Below are 20,408 nucleotides of genomic sequence, written 5' to 3' on the forward strand. Positions count from 1 at the left end.
ATTGCTTATTCTCCTGTTAGTGGATTATAAGCAGTTACACAGAGTTTGGGAAAGGCTCTTGTAGACTGGTATCGAGGAATGATATCCAACACATTGTTAACTCGCTATTTGATTTTATTATAAAATTCAACGTCTTCCCAATGGAGTTGCAAAGCTTCTTGTATAGCCTCGGATAAGTCTTTTGAATATCTAATTTTCTTTCGGCTGCTAACTATCTCTTGTCTTCGTTTGACAAATTCATAGAATTCCGGCCAACGGGTTGTATGGGCTAAATAACATAATAAGTCAGAGTCTATGTCAGCTACCAAGTCATGATCTGAACTCAACGATTCGTTAATGCTTTTCATTAACTCATCAAAAAATATTTTTCTTACTACCTCGTCCTCTTCTAATAAATTTCTAACCCCTATGAATAAAAACTCAATATGATTTACACCATAATCACCAACAGCAAAAAGCTGATTTATTACATTTAACAAAGTATTGAGCTTATTTATATTATTCAAATTACACCTCTGCGTAACCTTTTTAGAAGTTGTAGTGTATATCAGTCTACTACAATGATTATTGAGTGATGAGCTTTACTCAATCTAAATATTAAGAGAAGCTGTGTATTCTTTTAATAACGCTAAAGCGTCAACATAATCTTTCTTAGAGATACACTCAAGTATATCTTCATTCTCTTTTACTTCTGAATACTCAAAAAAAGCATTACTAAATAATTTAAAATAAAAAAATATTGATTCATTATTTCTAACGACTCTTTTCGAGAAGTCATCAAAAGTCTCCTCAATAGTAATTCTATACATATCAACCAGCTCACCATATTCATTGAATAATATAGACTCTATATTATCAATTCTCGCATTTTCGTTAAGGTAGCAGTTATCTTGTACAATACTTTCCATCTCTCCCATAAAGCTTGTCAGATACGTTGGTGATTCTAATGTTCCTAAATAATGTCCTTTAATATTGATTCTTAATGGCAGTAATCCATCAAAGCTATAGCTGTCATCAACTTCAAAAAAAATAACGCCATTGCCAATTTTTTTCATTGAGTTCTCATTCTTATTTGCACTAAAAGTATTTTCTATATCTAAGGCTTCAGCTTATGCAAGTGATATCAATGGATTAGTTTGTCACATGAATGGTAGGTTACGCTATCGCTCATTTACTCTACGTTTAAAAGACCTAAAACCTTAATACGAAAAACGTGAGCTTTGTTCCTGCCATTTTTATCTGTAAAACAGTATTCCAAACTAACTTAGTTAATCATAACGAAGCAACTTGAGACGTCAAAAAACGTCATATATTACTCAGCTCTTTTAACGCTGATAGCGCCTGCTCTGCCTTATCGTTCGACACAAATATATGATCATGATAATAGGCAGCGATCATATTGGCACTGATACCTTTTGAGGTCAGTTTGGTTGATACGGCTGCAGTTAGACCTACCGCTTCTAAACTGGAATGCACCGTTAGAGTGAGTTGGCGAAACACGCCTTCGTAATGCAAACCTGCCTCATCAGCGTTTTCTTTTGTCAAAACCAGAGTCAGCCCCTCTGTCTCCACAAACGTCGCAATTGGCGCTAGGTTTACGTATTCAGCTAGCTGTCCTGCCACGGTACAAAACACAAATAACTCATCAACCAGTGCTGGCTGCATCGAACTCAAGAGCTCATTGATATCTGTAATTCCTGACATTTTACTCTTCCTTATTTTGCTTAATTTCGGTGTTTATTTACCGCAATTTTAGCATGGGTGTCATCACTTATACTTGTGAAAACACGGTATAAACGCTAGCCCTTATCTCCAAACACTCAAATTTTAAACACAAAAAAGGTGAGCCGAAGCCCACCTTTTTTATGTCTAAAATAATACTCTAAACGAACTTAGCTTATATCTTAGCGCAACCAAGCACGAGCGTTACGGAACATACGCATCCACGCGCCGTCCTCGTCCCACTCTTCTGGTTTCCAACTGTGGTTATACGCTTTTAGATTACGCTCAGGATGCGGCATCATGATAGTGACGCGACCATCAGTGCTACATAGACCCGTGACACCGCCGAGCGAGCCGTTTGGATTGAGCGGATAGGTCTCGGTTGGATGACCTTGGCTATCGACATAACGCATGGCGAGCTGACCATGGTTTGCCATACCGTCGATTTCTGTATTGTCTAGCGTGGCATAGCCTTCACCATGCGCCACCGCGATTGGCAAGATACTGTCTTGCATACCTTTGAACAGGATCGACTTGGTACGCTCGACTTTTACGTTGACAGTACGCGCTTCAAAACGAGCTGATTTGTTCGCGACGAAACGTGGGAAGTTTTCTGCACCTGGGATGAGGTCTTTTAACTGAGCCATCATCTGACAACCGTTACAGACACCTAGTGAGAAGGTATCAGGACGGGCAAAGAAGCGGACAAACTGCATGCGAAGCTCGTCATGGAACAAGATAGAGTTCGCCCAGCCTGAGCCTGCGCCCAGTACGTCACCATAACTAAAGCCACCACAAGCGACCAGACCGTCGAAGTCACGTAGATTGATACGGCCACTGAGTAGATCACTCATATGTACATCGACCGCTTCAAAGCCAGCTTGGGTAAAGCCTGCTGCCATTTCTGTCTGACCGTTGACGCCTTGCTCGCGGAGGATTGCGACTCTTGGTTTATCTTCACGACTAGCCAAGTATGGTTCTTCAACTTTTTGATTGAGATCAAAGTTAGGCGCAGCGATTAAGCCTTTATGGTTCGTATCAGCAATCAAGTCATACTCTTGCTGTACGCAGGCTGGGTTATCACGGCGACGCGCGATTTGATAGCTGACCTGCGTCCATGCTTGCTGCAATTCAGTACGGCTAAAGCGTAGAGTGTCGTCACCCATGAGCGTTGGCGTTTGGATTAGTAAGCTGTCTTCTTCAGAGCTTTGACCGACGAGGCTCAGCATGTCAGCAACGTTAAACTCTTCTGCCAATTGCATGAGAGCCGCGACATTTTCTGGCAATACTTGGATGACTGCACCCAACTCTTCACTGAACAGCTGACCGAGTAAGTTATCATCATTTAATGACAGCTTGATACCCTGACGGCTGGTGAACTGCATCTCTGCGATAGTCGCAAGCAGACCACCATCACCGATATCGTGATAAGCGCTGATTACGCCTTGCGCGTTACCCGCTTGGATAAAGTTAAAGAAGTCGATCAAATCACTTGGCTGTGCTAGATCTGGGCAGTCGTTGCCTAACTGGCTAAGCGTTTGCGCAAGGATCGAACCGCCTAGACGTAGCTTGCCTTTAGACAAATCAATGCGGTAGAACGCGCTGTCGCCATTGATTAGCTCAGGGGTTAGCGTTTTTGCGACATCAACGACAGGGGCAAATGCGGTCACGACCAAACTCATTGGTGAGACGACTGATTTGTCTTGGTTTTCACCATTGTCATTGGCGTTATCAGACCAGTTAGCACGCATCGATAGCGAGTCTTTACCGACTGGGATAGCGATACCGAGTGCTGGGCACAGCTCTTCGCCAACGGCATGTACGGCATCGAACAATGCAGCATCTTCCGCATCATTACCACAGGCTGCCATCCAGTTCGCTGACATCGTAATATCAGACAATTGAGCGATACGCGCACCAGCGATGTTAGTAATCGCTTCACCGACTGCTAGACGCGCAGAGGCTTTTGGACTAATAAGCGCAACAGGCGTACGCTCACCAACACTCATGGCTTCACCAGTCATCGGCTGACCATCTAGTGCCACCAAGCCTGACGCCGTCACCGCGCAATCGGATACAGGCACTTGATAGCGACCTACATACTGATCACGCACGACCATACCCGTGATAGAACGGTCACCGATACTAATCAAAAATGATTTGCTAGCGACAGTTGGATGACGCAATACATCGGTAATTGACTCGGCTAAATTAACGTCATCAAGCTCTAATGCTGGCAACGTGCTCTCGGTACGCTCAAAGCTGCGTTGCATTTTCGGTGTACCGCCGAGCAGTACTTGCATCGGCATATCGACTGGTTGCTCGTCCAACAGCTCATCATCAACGATTAGCTGACGGATATCCGTCGCCTCGCCCAAGATAGCATATGGGCAGCGCTCACGGGCACAGATGGCATCGAACTGATCTTTGCTCTCTGGGCGAATCGCCAGCACATAACGCTCTTGCGCTTCGTTTGACCAAATGGCCATTGGCGACATGCCAGCTTCTAATGATGGAATCTTACGCAAGTTCAGATGCGCGCCCATTTCATGATCATTGACCAGCTCTGGCATCGCATTAGACAGACCACCTGCCCCTACATCATGTAGTGAGACAATTGGGTTGCCGTCTTTACTGTTATTGCTTACATCGACATCATCACCCGCTAGTGCCCAGCAGCGATCAAGGACTTCTTGGCAACGACGCTCCATCTCAGCGTTATCGCGCTGAACTGAAGCAAAGTCTAAGCCTTCATCAAGGTCACCACTATCGACTGACGATGCGGCACCGCCGCCCAGACCGATTTGCATTGCAGGGCCACCAAGGACGATTAGCAAATCACCTTTTTTGATTGCATTTTTTTCAATCAGGTTGCGTTTGATATTGCCGTAACCACCTGCCAGCATGATTGGCTTATGATAGCCGCGCATCTCGCTACCGTCTTTTGCCGCAGAGGTATCTAGCTGAAAACTACGGAAGTAACCGCATAGATTTGGACGACCAAATTCGTTTGAGAAGTTGGCTGATCCTAATGGCGCTTCAGTCATGATCTCAAGGCTGGTTGCCATACGATCTGGCGTACCATAATCCTGCGTACTCAATTGACCTGACTGCTCCCACTTTTCGCTAAGCTCTGGGATATGCAGATGTGACACGTGGAATCCTGTTAGACCCGCTTTTGGCTTACCACCGCGACCAGTCGCGCCTTCGTCACGAATCTCACCGCCCGCACCTGTTGCCGCACCAGAATAAGGGGCAATCGCTGTCGGGTGATTGTGCGTCTCAACCTTCATTAAGATATCGATGTTTTCTTGATGAAAGTCGTAAGGATGGATTGAATTGGCATCCATCGCTTCAGTCGGGATAGGATAAAAACGCATGCCATCAGACCCTGCCATCACCGCAGCATTGTCTTTATACGCTGACAATATGCCTTGTGGATTAGACTGGTAAGTGTTTTTAATCATTTGGAACAGTGATTTTGGCTGCACTTCACCATCGACTGTCCACTGAGCATTAAAGATCTTATGACGGCAATGCTCTGAGTTTGCCTGTGCAAACATCATCAGCTCAACGTCAGTTGGGTTGCGTTTCAACTCATTGACATAGGCGTTCATTAAATAATCAATATCTTCACTTGATAACGCAAAGCCAAACTCTGTATTGGCTGATTCTAGTGCTGACTGACCTTGTCCGATCACATCAACATGGTTCAATGAGGCTGGCACTTGATCATCAAACAATTTGCTGACATCGCTCAAGTCATAAACCAAGCTCTGAGTCATACGGTCAAACAATAACTGCTCGGCGTCTACTGGTAGTTTTTCGCCTGCGTCACCGTCTATTTTTTCATCGAGGGTTAACGTATAGACGACGACACGCTCAACACGATTGATCTCGATTTCACAGTTATTAAAGATATCGGTTGCTTTACTTGCCCATGGCGATATCGTACCAAAACGTGGCCCAACGATGACTTGTAGTTGGTTGTCTTGCGGCGCATCTAGCGTTGCTGACTGGTCAACCGCCAGTAAATCTAGCGCTTTTTTATGTTCATCACCAGATAGCTCTCGTGATAGCACATACACTTGCTGTGTACTTATTTGACTGACATTTAGCTCGGTTTTTTGCTGAAACTGACTGATGAGTTGCTGCGTCTGAAAATCGGTAAGAAACGGTTGTCCGGCGATGGTCATCATAAAGGCATAATCCGTAAGATCAAGGCATCTCTGCCATGCTAAGTAAATGGTCTGGGTATTATAACAAGAAGACCTGTAATAAGCAGGTCTAAACCAAGATAAATTGCCGATAAGTTGCGTTCTATCACTACTTATTATTTACTAATCGATAATTCAAAAAAGTATCTTTTTAAGTCGTTTTTGAATTATTCATCGAAAAATAGAACACTCAAATCTACGCTGTCACAATTTTTACCTAACCTTCATATTCCTTACAAACACTCACATCGCATTACTGGGAACCTATATAAATGTAGGGTCACAACTCGGTATTCTAGTCTCAGTTGTTAAGGCGACGATGACGTTTAACTTTTAGATTTATTTAATAGTTAGACATATCTAGCCTAAAGAAAAATTACTATAAATAATCAACTGTTCAATTCGGCTAATTAAAACAACGCTATATAAGCCCAATTAAAACACTATAAAAAAGGAAATTTATTATGAGTAGACAAGATCATATCGATAAAGTACAAGAACTGGTAAAAGAAGTGAAATTTGCTATGATGACCACTCGTACTCACGAAGGCCATTTACATGCCTGCCCAATGACCACTAGCGAGACAAGCATTGGCGCAAAAGAAATTTGGTTCATTGGCGATAAGACTACCGAAACCATCAAAGATATCGAAAAAGACCCACAAGTAAACTTGGCCTATGTCAGTCAAGATTCAAAAGATTATGTCTCAATCAACGGTAAAGCAGAATTGGTCGAAGACCAAGAGAAGTTAGACGAGCTATGGTCGCCAATTTACAATGCGTTTTATGAGCAAGGTAAAGAAGATCCAAATGTCCAATTGATCAAAGTCGTCCCACACGGTGCAGAGTACTGGCTAAGCGGTAGCTCAGTAGTCAATATGTTTAAAATGACCACTGCTGCAGTAATGGACGGTAAGAAAGCGACCAACTTAGGTGAAAACAACTCAGTAACACTATAAGTCGTCTGATTTATAAGTAGCAAAAACAAAAACGCCAGTGGCTAATGCGACCGGCGTTTTTATTGTCTAAATTTCGGGCTAATTACTTTTGTCTTATGGAGTTATCCGCTTTGCTTTAAATAAGGCCAGGCAGCTTTCAAATAAATCATCATCGACCATAAGGTAAGTATCACAGCGGCGACCATCAATACATAACCGATGGTTTCAAGCGACTGCCAGTTAAGCAGTAGTACGGTAATCGCTACCATTTGAAACGTGGTTTTTAGTTTGCCAACATAAGATACCGCGACGCTAGTGCTTTTACCTAGTTCCGCCATCCATTCACGTAACGCTGATACAGCGATCTCGCGCGAAATAATGACGATAGCCGCTATCGCCATGATGATATTGGGATGCCACTGTACAAGGACAATGAGTGCGACAGCTACCATTAATTTGTCAGCGACAGGGTCCAAAAAGCGACCAAAGGCTGACATGACATTTAGTTTACGAGCAAAATAGCCATCGAGCCAATCGGTAATCGCGGCAATAATAAAGACGCCAGTCAATAATAAATGGCGCAACAAACTATCGCTAAACTCGCTCATACCAACGCGCGCAATAACATTGTCTGAAATCGCAGGCATACCAATACCCATGGCTGGCGGCCAATAGGCAATCGCGACGAATAGCGGAATCATCAAGATACGCGCAATCGTAAGGTTGTTAGGCAAGTTAAAAATACTCTTGGTATTTTGCGAACTTGGCGGTTCTTCCTGCGTATGCAAATGCGTGCTGTCAGTCATGGCAAACCCAGTTTAATATGAACATAATAATGGCAGATAGCTTAGCATTTTTCGGACAAGGCGTCATGCCATCTCTGCAGCGATTGAGTTATCAAAGGTATCAAGATCGACTAGATGACCTCCTATCGACATAAGCTATTGAAATTACTGGAAGCCTTTATTAATGTTTTCATCATAAAGCTCCGCTACTTACTCTAAATATCAGTACTTCATACCAGTCTTTGCGTCTTTTGAATTTTTACAACGTAATATACTGTAACCAAAACCGCCAGACAGCACTCAATTGCGCTATCATAGCGACTGTACCAGAACACTTGTACACTTAAATTAGTAAATATAAATAGTTAAGTAAATATCTCCACCTATTGTACTGATAATTATTACCCTTATAAATAACAGTAGAGAGCACCAATAATTACAACAACTCTTGACCACGGCCTGTGTAGCTAATACATGACCCGTTTTCCTCAGCCCACAGTACCTCCTCTGTGGGCCTTTTTTTGCTTACATTTTGCTAAATATCGAGTTTTTATACTTCCCAAATATCGCTTAAACACTAGCTTTAAAATAAGCCTCAGTTCTAAACAATGTAAAATAATGAGCATGGATATCACGCTTACTGCGTTTGCATGATTGCCTTAACGGTTTGCTGCGCCACCCGATAGCAGCTCTCAATATTACCTTTTGCACACCAGTCTCCACTGACGATCCACTGCTTAGTTACATCGATTAAGATGCCGAGCTCTTCAGTATCTTTATTTACGATAGTAGCTGCATAGCGCCAACGATGACAGTCTGTTTGGCTAGGTGCACTACCTTCATTCCAGTTTAATGCTTGTTTTGCCGCTTGTAATAACTGTTCTTTTACTAACTCAATATCGTCATCGACGTGGGCTTCTGACCAGTCATTACGTGCATGAATGGTGACACTTGGTAGTAGCTCATCACGAGCAGGTTTTTGATGCTCAATAAATATCCTATCGAGAACAGCGCTATTTAAATAAGCGACATCCCATTGCGGTACTAGTTGGCCATTTAATGTTTCAGGTAACTTTTGTACATCATCCCAACCAAGCATCAGCGTATAGCAGGCTTGCATTTGCGGTTTAGTAATTTTGTCTTGCTGAGCAAAGCCGCTATCCGCCATCAGCTCTATCGCTTGACCATTTGGCGCTGTGCAAATAACCCAATCAAACCAACCAAGACTGGCTCCAGTTTCGTCAAATAGCTCAGTTTGCTTGCTATTTTGATTATGAGCTTGGGTCTGGTTCTGAGACCGCTGCTGATTTTGAGACTGCAAATACTGAGTAAGCGGTGCGACACGCGTCTTAAATACTATGGTCGTGTGCTTGAGCGCGGCGGCCAATTCACGGCCCCAACTGGTCATTTTCGGTGTGCTGATACAGCGGGCATGCACCGTGTCCCATTGCTCTTTGCTTTGGACATTAGGCGGTTGCCCATTATCACTTGATGGCGTTAATTCAACCACTCCGGCACACCATGGCTGTAGTAACCCTGTATCTAACCAAGGCGCGATAAATTGTTGAAAGTCAGGAGTTTTTGCAGTAAAAAACTGTGCACCGAACGACCATTGCCAGTTCTTACCAGTCTCACTATCGCGGCGATAGCGGGTCGCTAAACGGCCCACACTTCGTGATTTTTCAAAGATAATGATTTGCGGGATGTTAGATGACGAGCTTGATTGGTTTGACGCGCGCTCTAATAGTGTTGCGGTAAGCAATCCCGTTAGGCCGCCACCGATTATGGCGATTTTTGGGTCAGATAGAACAGTTGAGCACGAAGCATGATCAGTCATGATGACAGTAGACCTTATAAAGTATTTATGAGTCGCTACTATATTAAGTATCTAACCTAGTAAGTACCGAGTGTCTCACCAATTAATATAGTAATAATATTGTTTTGTTAGCATTATTGAACCTTCAAAATGAGCCAATATCAATATCGTCTACGTAAAAAAGCCATGCTATTCTCGATAACATGGCTCTTATTCAACTTTAATATGCAAATATTAATGGCTAGTACTGAATAACTACCCTTAACAATACAGGGTCGTTATCAGACTGACTTACTCTCCACGACCCGCTTTGACTTCTTCAACCAAGTCATTAATCACCGAGCTATCGGCAAGCGTAGATAGGTCGCCCAGTCCCACATATTGCCCTGCTGCAAGATTACGCAAGATACGGCGCATGATTTTTCCTGAGCGCGTTTTTGGTAGTGCATCGACCATATAAATAGCATCTAACGTAGCAATTGGTCCAATCTCGGCACGCACATGGCGTTTTAATTCTGCTTTTAGATCGTCAGTTTTTTCTTCACCTGACTTTAGAATGATAAATGCACAGATACCCGTACCGCGTATCTCATGCGGCATACCGACAATCGCAGCTTCAGCAGTTGCAGGATGCGCAACCACGGCGCTCTCAATCTCTGCTGTGCCCAAGCGATGCCCTGCCACGTTGAGTACATCATCGACGCGACCAGTAATCCAGTAATGCCCATCTTCATCACGTTGAGCGCCATCACCCGTGAAATAATGACCCGGATAATCGCTAAAGTAAGTCTTTAAAAAACGTGGATGGTCATTATAGATAGTACGCATTTGCCCTGGCCAGCCGCTACTGATCACCAAATTGCCTTCTGCTGGGCCTTCTAAAATCGCACCATCGCTATCAACGATTTCTGGTTTGACGCCATATAGTGGTGTCATGGCCGCGCCTGGCTTGAGATCGACCGTACCTGGTATTGGTGCCATCAAGATGCCACCAGTCTCGGTCTGCCACCATGTATCGACGATAGGACATTTACCATCACCGACGACATTGTAATACCAGTCCCACGCTTCTGGGTTGATCGGCTCACCGACCGACCCTAGCAGACGCAAACTAGAACGATCCGACTCTCGAACAAAAGCATCGCCCTCTTTCATCATCGCGCGAATAGCTGTCGGTGCAGTGTATAGGATGGTCACGTCATGCTTATCAATGATATGACCGATACGTGCCCATGTTGGATGCTCTGGTACACCTTCAAACATTACCGTTGTCGTGCCATTGGCCAATGGTGCATAGGTTGAGTACGTGTGGCCAGTAATCCAGCCTACATCTGCCGTACACCAGTAGACGTCATCTTCTTTGATATCAAAAACATCACGGAACGTTGAGATAGCATAGGTGATATAGCCGCCTGTAGTATGCACTACACCTTTTGGCTTACCTGTCGAACCAGAGGTATATAATAAAAATAGCGGGTCTTCGGCGTTCATGACTTCAGGCTCGCAGATCTCTGATTGACCATCGACCAAATTGTGATACCACACATCACGGCGGCCACTCATCGGTATAGAGTTACCCGTACGATGAACGACGATGACTTTTTCGACACTCTCAGTACCATCCATATCGAGTGCGTGATCGACGTTGGCTTTAAGCGGTGTGTGCTTACCGCCGCGTAAACCCTCATCAGCGGTAATAACAACTTTTGAGCGGCTGTCTATCAAGCGATTACCCAAACTCTCGGCAGAAAAACCACCAAACACCACTGAATGCACCGCGCCAATACGCGCACATGCCAGCATCGCTACCATGGCTTCCGGTATCATCGGCATATATAGCGTTACGCGGTCACCTTTTACAACGCCAAGCTTGCGCAAAGAGTTACCTAAGCGGCAGACAGCTTCATGCAACTCTTTAAAAGAAATGATTTTGTGCAATGAAGGGTGATCACCTTCCCAGATGATAGCAGGCTTGTATGGGTTTTCTTCAAGGTGACGATCGAGACAGTTGACTGAGATGTTCAGCTCACCATCTTCAAACCATTTGATGCGAAAATCATCTAAGTCATAATTGACGTTACTGACTTTGGTCGGCTTTTTTATCCAATCGATTAGCTCAGCACGCTTCGCCCAGAAAGCATCAATGGCTTCGGGTGATTCGATAGATTGCTGGTAGTCTGTAACGTACTTATCAGGTGTGGTATTAGCAGCAGCCATAAACTCGGCTGAGATAGGAAATGATTTCTGAGTCATAGTGTTGGGTCCCTTTTAATTATTATGACCTACACGGATAAACGTCTATGACGCGCCCCATGTAAGCGATAAGAGTCATCTTCCATAATGTGTGACACTCATCGTTAGTTTGACAAATAAGCGTGACGGTTGCAAGACATCAAAAGCCAAACATAACAATTTCACTGTACATCTGTATGTTTAGATAATTATATTAGTACTTATACTGGTACGTATAATGCTATTTATAGGGGCAGCTATCATAACGATAGTACTAAAATGACAGCTGGTTGTGATCACACGGTAACAGCGTATGGCTTAGGGCATTTAATCCTTGTAACCTTTAGTGAAATATGGACAATAGCTACACTAAACATACTGCTTCATTTAACAAAATGTCAGCCGCGTTTTTAATAAAAACAATGCTTGGCCTGGTTATACTTTTTTCACCCCATCGTTTTACGAGACCGCAATGACTAATCAACGCAATGCACAAAACCATACTCACTATGACGTCATTATCATCGGTGCTGGTGCTTCAGGATTGTATTGCGCACTGACTGCTGGTCGCCGCGGTCGCCGCGTATTGGTGTTGGATCATGCCAATAAAGCTGGCAAAAAGATTTTGATGTCGGGTGGTGGTCGCTGTAATTTCACCAATTACTTTGTGGAGCCTGAGCATTTTATCGGTGCCAATCCCCACTTCTGCAAATCAGCGCTAAGTCGTTACCCAAGTTGGGAGTTTATCGGCATGGTAGAGTCGCATAAGATTGCCTACCATGAGCGCGAACACGGTCAGCTGTTCTGTGATGACTCAGCACAAGACATCTTATCTATGCTACTAGATGAGTGCGCGGCCGTAGGTGTACAAGTAAAGCTTAATGCTCAGATTGATCATGTTAAAACTGCTGTTCATGATAAAGGCGAACGCTTTTATCTAACGACGAGCAAAAAGCTTGGTAAAAAAGACATCGCGAGCGGTACTCAATCTGCGCAGACACGCTATAGCTGTGAATCTTTGGTGGTCGCTACTGGGGGTTTATCTATCCCGACCATGGGAGCAAGTGGTATCGGCTATGAGTTGGCACAGCAGTTCGGGCATACGCTCGTGCCTACTGATGCCAGTTTAGTCCCGTTTACTTTCACTGATAAAACAGGCGAACTTATCCGTGCCTTGGCTGGTATCAGTCTGCCAGTTATTGCCAGTAACGAGCGTATCTCTTTTAAATTACCTGTCCTATTTACCCATCGCGGTCTCTCTGGCCCTGCCATGCTACAGCTATCCAACTATTGGCAGACTGGCGAAACCATCAGTATCAATCTGTTGCCTGAAATAGACGTCACTGAACTTTTACTGACTCGTAAAAAATCACACCCACGCCAGCTTATTCGTACCGTATTGGCAGAAAATACAGACAATGCATTACCCAAGAAGCTATTGGCAGCGTTACAGACGCATCTGTGGGAAGACATCAAAGATACGGAGCTTGCTAATATTAAAGACGAACGTCTCACAGAGCTTGGTATTACCCTTAATGGCTGGCAGCTCAAACCTTCTGGCACGGAAGGCTACCGTACCGCTGAGGTCACACGCGGCGGCGTCAAAACTGATGAGGTTTCTTCAAAAACGATGCAAAGCAATTTACAAGACGGCTTATACTTTATCGGTGAAGTGCTTGATGTGACCGGCTGGCTTGGTGGTTATAATTTTCAGTGGGCATGGGCAAGTGGTTTTGTGAGTGGTGAGACCGTCTAATCATGGACACTTATAAGTGTTTAACATTTGCTTAATCGCTGCTGACAGCACTAGGAATGAAATAGTAATAAAAACTCATACAATCCACTCTTATATTCATAGTAGTATTACTTAATAATAGCTTTTCTATTGATAGTAATTCTAATTAGACTAATGAGGTGACCCATGCGTTCAATTAAACACATTCACGGTGAAAAAGAGTCGCACTGGGTAGGTGACGGCTTTTTTGTAAAAACTCTGATCAGTCATTTAGATGACAATCCAGACCTTAATTATAGCCATACTGATCCTTTCTTATTATTAGATTATGCCAAGCCAACAACGTTTTCACCCAATCCCGCTTATAAAATGCAGCCACATGGCGTTGGTCAACACCCACATAAAGGTTTTGAAACTGTCACCATTGCTTATGCAGGTGAGATTAGTCATGTAGATTCGACAGGTGGGCGCGGTGATATTTTAGAAGGTGATGTACAGTGGATGACTGCTGGTCGCGGTATTCTGCACGAAGAGTTCCACTCTGAAGCCTTTGGGCAACGTGGTGGTATATTTAGTATGGTGCAGTTATGGGTCAACTTGCCAAGCGCCCATAAACTAACCGACCCAAAATACCAATCTATCAAACGTGCTGATATGCCTATCGTTGATCTGATAGACAATAGCGACGAGCAAACTGTCATTGGCCAAGCTGCCATTATTGCCGGTGACTGGCATGGGATAGCGGGAGCAGCAACGACCTTTACGCCAGTCAATATGTGGGATATTGAGCTACATACAGCAGGTACAACCACGCTACAAGTACCGAAAACGCACAATACCCTACTCCTGGTACAAGAAGGTCAAATATTGGTCAACGGTACAGCCGTCAGCGCAGGCAGCCTAATTGAATTTTCAGCGCCTATTCGAAATCATGTAGGCACTCAATCTGAATATTCATCATTACCTGCTACTGATACTATCGAATTGACCTACCCTGCAACTACCGATGAAGACACACCTATCAAATTGCTACTGCTAAGCGGCGAGCCAATCGGTGAACCTATCGCAGGTCACGGCCCCTTTGTGATGAATACCCAAGATGAGCTACGACAAACGTTCCGTGATTATCAAACAGGCAATTTTGGATATTAATCAAAATAAATGCGTAAAAAAAAGCCCTCTAACTATCGATAGTCAAAGGGCTTTTTTATAACGCGTTTGTCTGCCTATTCAGTGATACTGACGGATGGATAATTGCTTACACTTCATTCATAAACGGATAATCAGTGTAGCCAACCGTGCTGCCACCATAGAAGCTCTCTGGATGCTGCTCGTTGAGCGGTGCGCCCTCTTGAATACGTTCAGCGAGATCAGGGTTGGCAATATAATCACGACCGAATGCTACCGCATCGATATAGCCTGCTTTGATGTTCTTCTCAGCTTTGTCCGCATCATAGCCACCCGCCGCGATGATGGTCTGATCGAACGCATCACGGACACGCTGACGGAACTCATCGCTATACGGCGTACCACCTGCCCAATCTGGCTCTGACAGATGCAAATACATTAGACCACGCTTATTGATTTGTTCAATCAGCCAAATGTTATCGTCTTCTTCGTAGCCTCCCTCAACATTGTTGAATGTGCCCAGTGGCGAGATACGAATACCAATATGATCTGCATCCCAAGCATCCACACATGCATCGATAACATCTAAGGTCAGACGCGCGCGGTTTTCGCGGCTGCCACCGTATTCATCGTCACGCTGATTGGTATGCTCGGCCCAAAACTGATGCAGCAAATAACCATGCGCGCCATGAATCTCAATACCATCAAACCCCGCTTCCTGCGCGCACTTGGTTGCATGCGCAAAGTCAGTAACCACTTGCTGAATCTCATCAAGACTGGCTGGGCGCGGCGGCGTGGCATCCGCGCGAATGGCTTGGTTGTCACTATCACGCAATGAGGTACGGATACCTACATCGACATCTGAGGCTGAAATTGGCGCACGGCGTTCAGGTTGTACGCTTTCATGTGAGACAAGTCCTGTGTGCCATAGCTGGACGACGATCTTGCCACCTTTGGCATGGACATTGTCAACGATGGCTTTCCATGCAGTGACTTGATCTTGAGTATGTAGCCCTGGTGCGCCTGCATAGCCTTTTGCTTGAAACGATACTTGCGTTGCCTCAGTGATGACAAGGCCCGCCCCTGCACGCTGCGAGTAGTACTCTGCTGCCCATGTGATAGGGACATCGCCTGGCTCAACGGCACGCAGACGTGTCAGTGGGGCCATCATAATGCGGTTTTTTAGCGTTTGTGTGCCCATTTTTACAGGCTCAAATAAAATATCGTGTGCCATAATCTGTCCTATTGGTTATTGTCGCTATTTATGATCTTTAGTTATAGCAACCATCATTCATACTGATTATTATCGAATGCTGTTTAGAAAAACTTATAATATCATTAGTAAATCTACGTTTAGCGCCTACCTTTATAGGGGACAGATTTCATTATTCCAAGCAATATTTACAAACAGATACAACAATATTCACCTATACAAATATTCGTATCTGTTTACTACGAAGACTGTTTACTAAGCCTTAAATATTGTTCGTCTGAGTCTTGTCTTTTGGCTTTAGCATTTTCTTAATTGATAGCTCTAATGACAGATATGTGCCGATCAATATCACAATCGAACCAATGATAGCTTGTATATTTAGCGCCTCGCCAAGCAATAGATACCCTAAAATAATAGCAAAAATTGGGATGACTAAAGTAATACTGGTGGCGCGCGTCGGGCCAATATTTTTAATCAGCTGATTCATAAAGATAAGGGCAATGGCGGTCGAAAATACACCGATACAGATCACGGATACCCACGCCTTTATGCTGATATCTTTACCATAAGGGAACTCATTAAAAGCCACAGGCAGCATAATAATACTACCGATAATGAGCGAGCCTGCAGTGATAGCGACTGGCGATACTTCGTACAGATAGTTCTTGGTGATGTTGGCCCCAAGCGCATAACCTACACAGGCTAGTAGCGCGTAGCCCATCGGTAGGAGTCCTTCGATCAATCCTTTGCCTGGCTCGCCGCCACCAAACAAGCTTTCGCTCATCAGTATGATTACCCCAATCACCCCAATGACCAAACCGAGTGCTTGTTTTTTCGATAGCCTATCTTTAAAGAAGACTCTAGCGATAAAACCACTCATCATCGGTACAGAAGCATTTAGCACGGCTAGCACGCCTGCGTTCACTGATTGCGCGGAAAACGAGAACAACACAAAAGGCAGCGCTGCTGAAAACAAGCCAACGAGCGCTAGCATTTTCCAATGCTCCTTGATGCCTACTCTGTTTTTCTTATTGAGCAATACAAAGACCAACATGACCAATCCGGCGAATATCACACGCAAGCTGGCGAATGCCAATGAGCCAAACTCAGGCACGCCAATACGATAAAAAACGAAAGAGAGTGACCACATAAAAGAGAGCGTCACAAAGATGATGAGGTCACGGTTGGTCATTGGGTAATCCTATTAAGCGCTTAGACTGCGTTTACCAACTCGTGTCGGTCATAAGCGTCTGATGCGTTGTAAAAATTATCATGTGATTAAAAACTCATGATGATAACTTTTTAATTGTTTGATGGGTAATTTTTTATAAAATTTATAGTGAGTTTTTATCCACTTATTGATTTTTTTAGCACAGTTTTAAGATTTTCACCTTTTTGATAATCTGTAAATTTGGACAAATCCCTTTTATTGAGCACCATACAGTAAGCAGCGCCTATCCTATATTTCTTATACTTTAGCCTATCCCAGCACCTTTCTATTCACATACTAAAGAACTCCAAAGTCACCCTTAAGTAAGTCATCCGTTCAATACCTATAAAAACAGATCCACGGTCATAGTAAATCCTGCTTATAGCACTACCTTATAACAGCTACTCTTAATAATACTGTTGTTAAAAGTAGCTCTGATAAATCAATTCAAGATTTTCTCAAAATATATTAGTTGATATTTGTTCACTAATTTTCTACTATCTAAAAAGTATTGGTTAGTATTTGGCAATACAAAAAACAGATGGCAAACATCATTAGTAGGATTTATAAATTATTGAGGAATAATTATGAAAAGGATAGCGTTATTTATCGGTATGATGTCAGTTGCAACGGCAGGTTTTTGCGGGGTTGGTCAGTTCTCAGATGAGACTACTTGCTATGTTTATAAACAAGATAAACTGCAAAAAAAGCTAAACTGTCAGTATGAGGGTGCTGAGGGTGCAGCGATGAGTTACAGTTTTAGACAGGTCTCCTATAACCTGCCAGGATTTGGCAAAATGGCAACCTCTACCAGTGCAAATTATAATGACCGTAATGAAGTGACTGGATGGACGACCACTGTCAATGACGAGCCCGCGATCATCAGATATCGTCTGCCAACCAATCAGCGTATCGTCAGTGATGCCTATGCGCAGTCTGGTAAAGCGGTTATGCAGTGTTATCTTAGTACAAAATCGCAGTGGGAGATTTGTGCTAAATAGAACAAAGTACTCCGGCAATTCATAGTGCAATAAAGCTGAGCGTTTTGCTCAGCTTTTATTTCCGCCCGCTAAAAACTGAAGCATCAACCTTAGCACCATCCTCTATAAAATTTTTTCACCGTTTTTCTATATACTCAACGTCTTCACCACTGTCAAAGCCACTGATAAGATCGCTCCCTCTATTCGACAGCCATTGAATTACAAACCTACATCGGTAAGAATGATGCTACCTATTTATAAAACCTACTCACCAACCCAGTTTATTAAAGAGTCAAATACATGAAACTGCGCATCCTAAAGTCTGCTGTGACCAATCCTTGGTTTAATCTTGCCACCGAGGATTGGATATTTAATACGCTCAATCCCGACTCGCATACCCTATTTTTATGGCGTAACTCTGAGACCGTGGTTATTGGACGCTCGCAAAACCCATGGGTAGAGTGCAAAACCGACAAAATGGAAGCAGACGATGTGTTTTTAGCACGGCGTCAGAGCGGCGGCGGCGCCGTGTTTCACGATTTGGGTAATACCAATTTTACTTTTTTATCGCCCAGTGATGCTTACGATCAAGAAGCAAACTTTACTATCATCATCAATGCGCTTAAGAAACTCGGCATAGACGCTACGCTGTCTGGTCGCAACGACATGCAGGTAGGCGACCGCAAAATATCGGGCAGCGCATTTAGACATGCAGCCGATCGCAGCTTTCATCATGGCACATTGCTGGTCAATGCCAATATGCAAAAGCTGGGCGACTATCTAAACCCGCATCCCTTAAAACTCAAAGCCAAAGGCATCAAATCTGTACGCGCACGCGTCGCAAACTTGGTGGATTTTAATGAGACTATCAATCATGAAACTCTCTCTGATGCGATTATCGAGGCATTTTGTGAGTATCATGGCGAGACTGCACAGGTCGAGCAATTAGATGAAGCCAGTCTTGCTAAGCAGCCCACGCTAAACGCTTACTATCAGCAGATGGCAGACTGGGATTGGCGCTTTGGTAAAACGCCTGAGTTCACCCATCATATCGAGACGCGCTTTGATTGGGGCATGATGGATGTACATATGGATGTGAAGCAAGCGATGATTACCGAAGTTGTCATCTTCTCTGATGCGCTAAATGTTGAGCTCATCGATTTGCTTAAGAAAACATTGACTGGCATTAAATATAATAAGCCTGAGATTAAAAATAAGCTCGATGAGTTAGCAAAAGCGCAACCTGAATTGGCGGCTCAGGTGGGTGATTTTGAAAAATGGTTGGTTGGTGAGATGGAAGGTTAGATTTTGCGACGTCAAATTTAATCTAGCAAGTATTGCAGGGTATGCCGCTTGCACTGCTTGATAAAAAGTTACTGACACAAATTCGCTTTATGTAATTAACGGTATTGATATCACACATATGCCATTTGATATTTTGTATATTAATGATGCATAACAAGCAGCCTACCATTACTCCATTTTTATGAATAATAAATATTAAGGCATTTTTATGAAGTACTTACATGCAATGATTAGAACCAACAAACTAGAAGAAACGTTATTTTTCTATTGTGACCTTATGGGCTTACAGCTGCTAAGAAAGAGAGACTCTGAATCAGGCAGATTCAGCTTATATTTTTTAGCAACGCATGAGGGTGCACCAGAAATTGAGGTGACACACAACTGGGATGAAAAAGAGTATACCAATGGCGATAATTTTGGGCACTTTGCCTTTAGAGTCGACAACATATACACGCAGTGCGACACCTTTATACAGGCAGGGGTCGAGATATTAAGACCACCTAGAGATGGCCATATGGCTTTTGTTAAAGACCCTAACAACATCTCAATTGAGCTGCTACAAAATGGCGAAGACCTAGAGCCTATTGAGCCTTGGATTTCGATGGAGAATATTGGCAGTTGGTAGGTAAGTGAGGCTGGCTAGTTGGGCTAGGATGGATGGACTGATTCGTTTTTTGTAGAAAGTGATGATGACACATATATCACAGTGGTAGCTTTCTTAAAATACAATCAAGCTCTAAAAAATGAGGGTAATATGAAAAAGTTATGCATCACTACAATCGGTATTTTAGGCACTTGCCTACTCTCCACTTATGCAAATGCAGCAAGTTTTGATTGCAACAAGGCTGCTACTTGGGTAGAAAAAACCGTCTGTGACAGTCCTGAGCTTTCTAAACTTGATGACACAATGGCAAAAAAATATAGAACTAATCTCAATGATGCAGCTAACGAAGAAGACAGTAAAAGCTATAAAAACAATGTGATTATAGATCAAAAATTATGGCTGAATTTTCAACGGAATACCTGTAAAAGTGAAGAATGTCTGATACGTGAGTATAAAGAATATATTGTAGTGGCATAATTAAATCGGACCACGCTTAAGAGGTTATACTAACCCAAAAGAAGGA

At 43.5% G+C, this 20,408-nt stretch carries 16 protein-coding genes; 7 read left to right on the forward strand and 9 right to left on the reverse strand.

The genetic code is table 11. From position 1 onward, the window contains the following. Window positions 1-104 precede the first annotated feature (104 nt). From FQV37_RS13725 to purL, 4 genes are all read right to left on the reverse strand, one after another. Window positions 105-506, reverse strand: coding sequence for a hypothetical protein (locus FQV37_RS13725; RefSeq protein WP_160023716.1), 402 nt, complete (start codon window positions 504-506; stop codon window positions 105-107). 84 nt (window positions 507-590) lie between these two features. Then, window positions 591-1,055 carry a hypothetical protein gene (locus FQV37_RS13730; protein WP_160023718.1) on the reverse strand — a complete coding sequence of 155 codons (465 nt, stop codon included), beginning with the start codon at window positions 1,053-1,055 and terminating at the stop codon, window positions 591-593. Between the two features lie 250 nt (window positions 1,056-1,305). Further along, a complete protein-coding gene (locus FQV37_RS13735; protein ID WP_160023720.1) occupies window positions 1,306-1,704 on the reverse strand; it encodes an ACT domain-containing protein in 399 nt (132 codons plus the stop codon). A gap of 200 nt (window positions 1,705-1,904) precedes the next feature. Continuing rightward, window positions 1,905-5,921: a phosphoribosylformylglycinamidine synthase gene (gene purL, locus FQV37_RS13740; RefSeq protein ID WP_160023722.1), complete on the reverse strand. Its 4,017-nt coding sequence runs from the start codon at window positions 5,919-5,921 to the stop codon at window positions 1,905-1,907. Window positions 5,922-6,403: 482 nt separating this feature from the next. On the opposite strand from purL, the gene FQV37_RS13745 reads away from it, so the two are divergent. Further along, entirely contained in the window at window positions 6,404-6,898 is a 495-nt protein-coding gene (locus FQV37_RS13745; RefSeq protein ID WP_057758090.1) for a pyridoxamine 5'-phosphate oxidase family protein, read from the forward strand. A 101-nt stretch (window positions 6,899-6,999) separates the two neighbouring features. Here the strand turns inward: FQV37_RS13745 and pgsA are convergent, their stop codons facing one another. The 3 genes from pgsA to acs all read right to left on the reverse strand — a co-directional run bounded on the left by pgsA (window position 7,000) and on the right by acs (window position 11,731). Then, window positions 7,000-7,683 carry a CDP-diacylglycerol--glycerol-3-phosphate 3-phosphatidyltransferase gene (gene pgsA / locus FQV37_RS13750; RefSeq protein ID WP_057758088.1) on the reverse strand — a complete coding sequence of 228 codons (684 nt, stop codon included), beginning with the start codon at window positions 7,681-7,683 and terminating at the stop codon, window positions 7,000-7,002. A 616-nt stretch (window positions 7,684-8,299) separates the two neighbouring features. After that, the gene (locus tag FQV37_RS13755) at window positions 8,300-9,499 is read right to left on the reverse strand and encodes an NAD(P)/FAD-dependent oxidoreductase (RefSeq protein WP_160023724.1); all 1,200 of its coding nucleotides are present in this window, start codon (window positions 9,497-9,499) and stop codon (window positions 8,300-8,302) included. A 270-nt stretch (window positions 9,500-9,769) separates the two neighbouring features. Next, window positions 9,770-11,731 (reverse strand): acetate--CoA ligase, encoded by a 1,962-nt coding sequence (acs, locus tag FQV37_RS13760; protein WP_160023726.1) that lies wholly within the window; start codon window positions 11,729-11,731, stop codon window positions 9,770-9,772. A 451-nt stretch (window positions 11,732-12,182) separates the two neighbouring features. Between acs and FQV37_RS13765 the strand changes: the two genes are divergently transcribed. Together FQV37_RS13765 and FQV37_RS13770 are read left to right on the forward strand one after the other, a co-directional pair. After that, on the forward strand, window positions 12,183-13,466 hold the full coding sequence (locus FQV37_RS13765; RefSeq protein WP_160023728.1) for a BaiN/RdsA family NAD(P)/FAD-dependent oxidoreductase: 1,284 nt from the start codon (window positions 12,183-12,185) through the stop codon (window positions 13,464-13,466). 165 nt (window positions 13,467-13,631) lie between these two features. Continuing rightward, entirely contained in the window at window positions 13,632-14,597 is a 966-nt protein-coding gene (locus FQV37_RS13770) for a pirin family protein (RefSeq protein ID WP_160023730.1), read from the forward strand. Window positions 14,598-14,703: 106 nt separating this feature from the next. On the opposite strand, the gene nemA is transcribed toward FQV37_RS13770, so the two are convergent. Both nemA and FQV37_RS13780 read right to left on the reverse strand, forming a co-directional pair. After that, window positions 14,704-15,807 carry an alkene reductase gene (nemA, locus tag FQV37_RS13775; RefSeq protein ID WP_058024390.1) on the reverse strand — a complete coding sequence of 368 codons (1,104 nt, stop codon included), beginning with the start codon at window positions 15,805-15,807 and terminating at the stop codon, window positions 14,704-14,706. Window positions 15,808-16,048: 241 nt separating this feature from the next. Beyond that, window positions 16,049-16,978 (reverse strand): DMT family transporter, encoded by a 930-nt coding sequence (locus FQV37_RS13780; RefSeq protein WP_102078587.1) that lies wholly within the window; start codon window positions 16,976-16,978, stop codon window positions 16,049-16,051. Window positions 16,979-17,583: 605 nt separating this feature from the next. Here FQV37_RS13780 and FQV37_RS13785 point away from each other — a divergent pair. The 4 genes from FQV37_RS13785 (at window position 17,584) to FQV37_RS13800 (ending at window position 20,362) form a co-directional block, all read left to right on the forward strand. Further along, window positions 17,584-17,997, forward strand: coding sequence for a hypothetical protein (locus tag FQV37_RS13785; protein ID WP_101205128.1), 414 nt, complete (start codon window positions 17,584-17,586; stop codon window positions 17,995-17,997). A 279-nt stretch (window positions 17,998-18,276) separates the two neighbouring features. Next, window positions 18,277-19,281, forward strand: coding sequence for a lipoate--protein ligase (locus FQV37_RS13790; protein ID WP_160023732.1), 1,005 nt, complete (start codon window positions 18,277-18,279; stop codon window positions 19,279-19,281). 208 nt (window positions 19,282-19,489) lie between these two features. After that, the gene (locus tag FQV37_RS13795) at window positions 19,490-19,906 is read left to right on the forward strand and encodes a VOC family protein (RefSeq protein ID WP_205962104.1); all 417 of its coding nucleotides are present in this window, start codon (window positions 19,490-19,492) and stop codon (window positions 19,904-19,906) included. Between the two features lie 129 nt (window positions 19,907-20,035). Next, a complete protein-coding gene (locus tag FQV37_RS13800) occupies window positions 20,036-20,362 on the forward strand; it encodes a lysozyme inhibitor LprI family protein (RefSeq protein ID WP_160023734.1) in 327 nt (108 codons plus the stop codon). The last annotated feature ends 46 nt before the right edge of the window (window positions 20,363-20,408 follow it).

The organism is Psychrobacter nivimaris (assembly GCF_009812035.1).
GTDB lineage: Bacteria > Pseudomonadota > Gammaproteobacteria > Pseudomonadales > Moraxellaceae > Psychrobacter > Psychrobacter nivimaris.

Coding starts and splice junctions, on each gene's coding strand:
- FQV37_RS13730 (WP_160023718.1), bottom strand. CDS start 1,055: ATGAAAAAAATTGGCAATGGCGTTATTTTTTTTGAAGTTGATGACAGC.
- FQV37_RS13735 (WP_160023720.1), bottom strand. CDS start 1,704: ATGTCAGGAATTACAGATATCAATGAGCTCTTGAGTTCGATGCAGCCA.
- purL (WP_160023722.1), bottom strand. CDS start 5,921: ATGATGACCATCGCCGGACAACCGTTTCTTACCGATTTTCAGACGCAG.
- FQV37_RS13745 (WP_057758090.1), top strand. CDS start 6,404: ATGAGTAGACAAGATCATATCGATAAAGTACAAGAACTGGTAAAAGAA.
- pgsA (WP_057758088.1), bottom strand. CDS start 7,683: ATGACTGACAGCACGCATTTGCATACGCAGGAAGAACCGCCAAGTTCG.
- FQV37_RS13755 (WP_160023724.1), bottom strand. CDS start 9,499: ATGACTGATCATGCTTCGTGCTCAACTGTTCTATCTGACCCAAAAATC.
- acs (WP_160023726.1), bottom strand. CDS start 11,731: ATGACTCAGAAATCATTTCCTATCTCAGCCGAGTTTATGGCTGCTGCT.
- FQV37_RS13765 (WP_160023728.1), top strand. CDS start 12,183: ATGACTAATCAACGCAATGCACAAAACCATACTCACTATGACGTCATT.
- FQV37_RS13770 (WP_160023730.1), top strand. CDS start 13,632: ATGCGTTCAATTAAACACATTCACGGTGAAAAAGAGTCGCACTGGGTA.
- nemA (WP_058024390.1), bottom strand. CDS start 15,807: ATGGCACACGATATTTTATTTGAGCCTGTAAAAATGGGCACACAAACG.
- FQV37_RS13780 (WP_102078587.1), bottom strand. CDS start 16,978: ATGACCAACCGTGACCTCATCATCTTTGTGACGCTCTCTTTTATGTGG.
- FQV37_RS13785 (WP_101205128.1), top strand. CDS start 17,584: ATGAAAAGGATAGCGTTATTTATCGGTATGATGTCAGTTGCAACGGCA.
- FQV37_RS13790 (WP_160023732.1), top strand. CDS start 18,277: ATGAAACTGCGCATCCTAAAGTCTGCTGTGACCAATCCTTGGTTTAAT.
- FQV37_RS13795 (WP_205962104.1), top strand. CDS start 19,490: ATGAAGTACTTACATGCAATGATTAGAACCAACAAACTAGAAGAAACG.
- FQV37_RS13800 (WP_160023734.1), top strand. CDS start 20,036: ATGAAAAAGTTATGCATCACTACAATCGGTATTTTAGGCACTTGCCTA.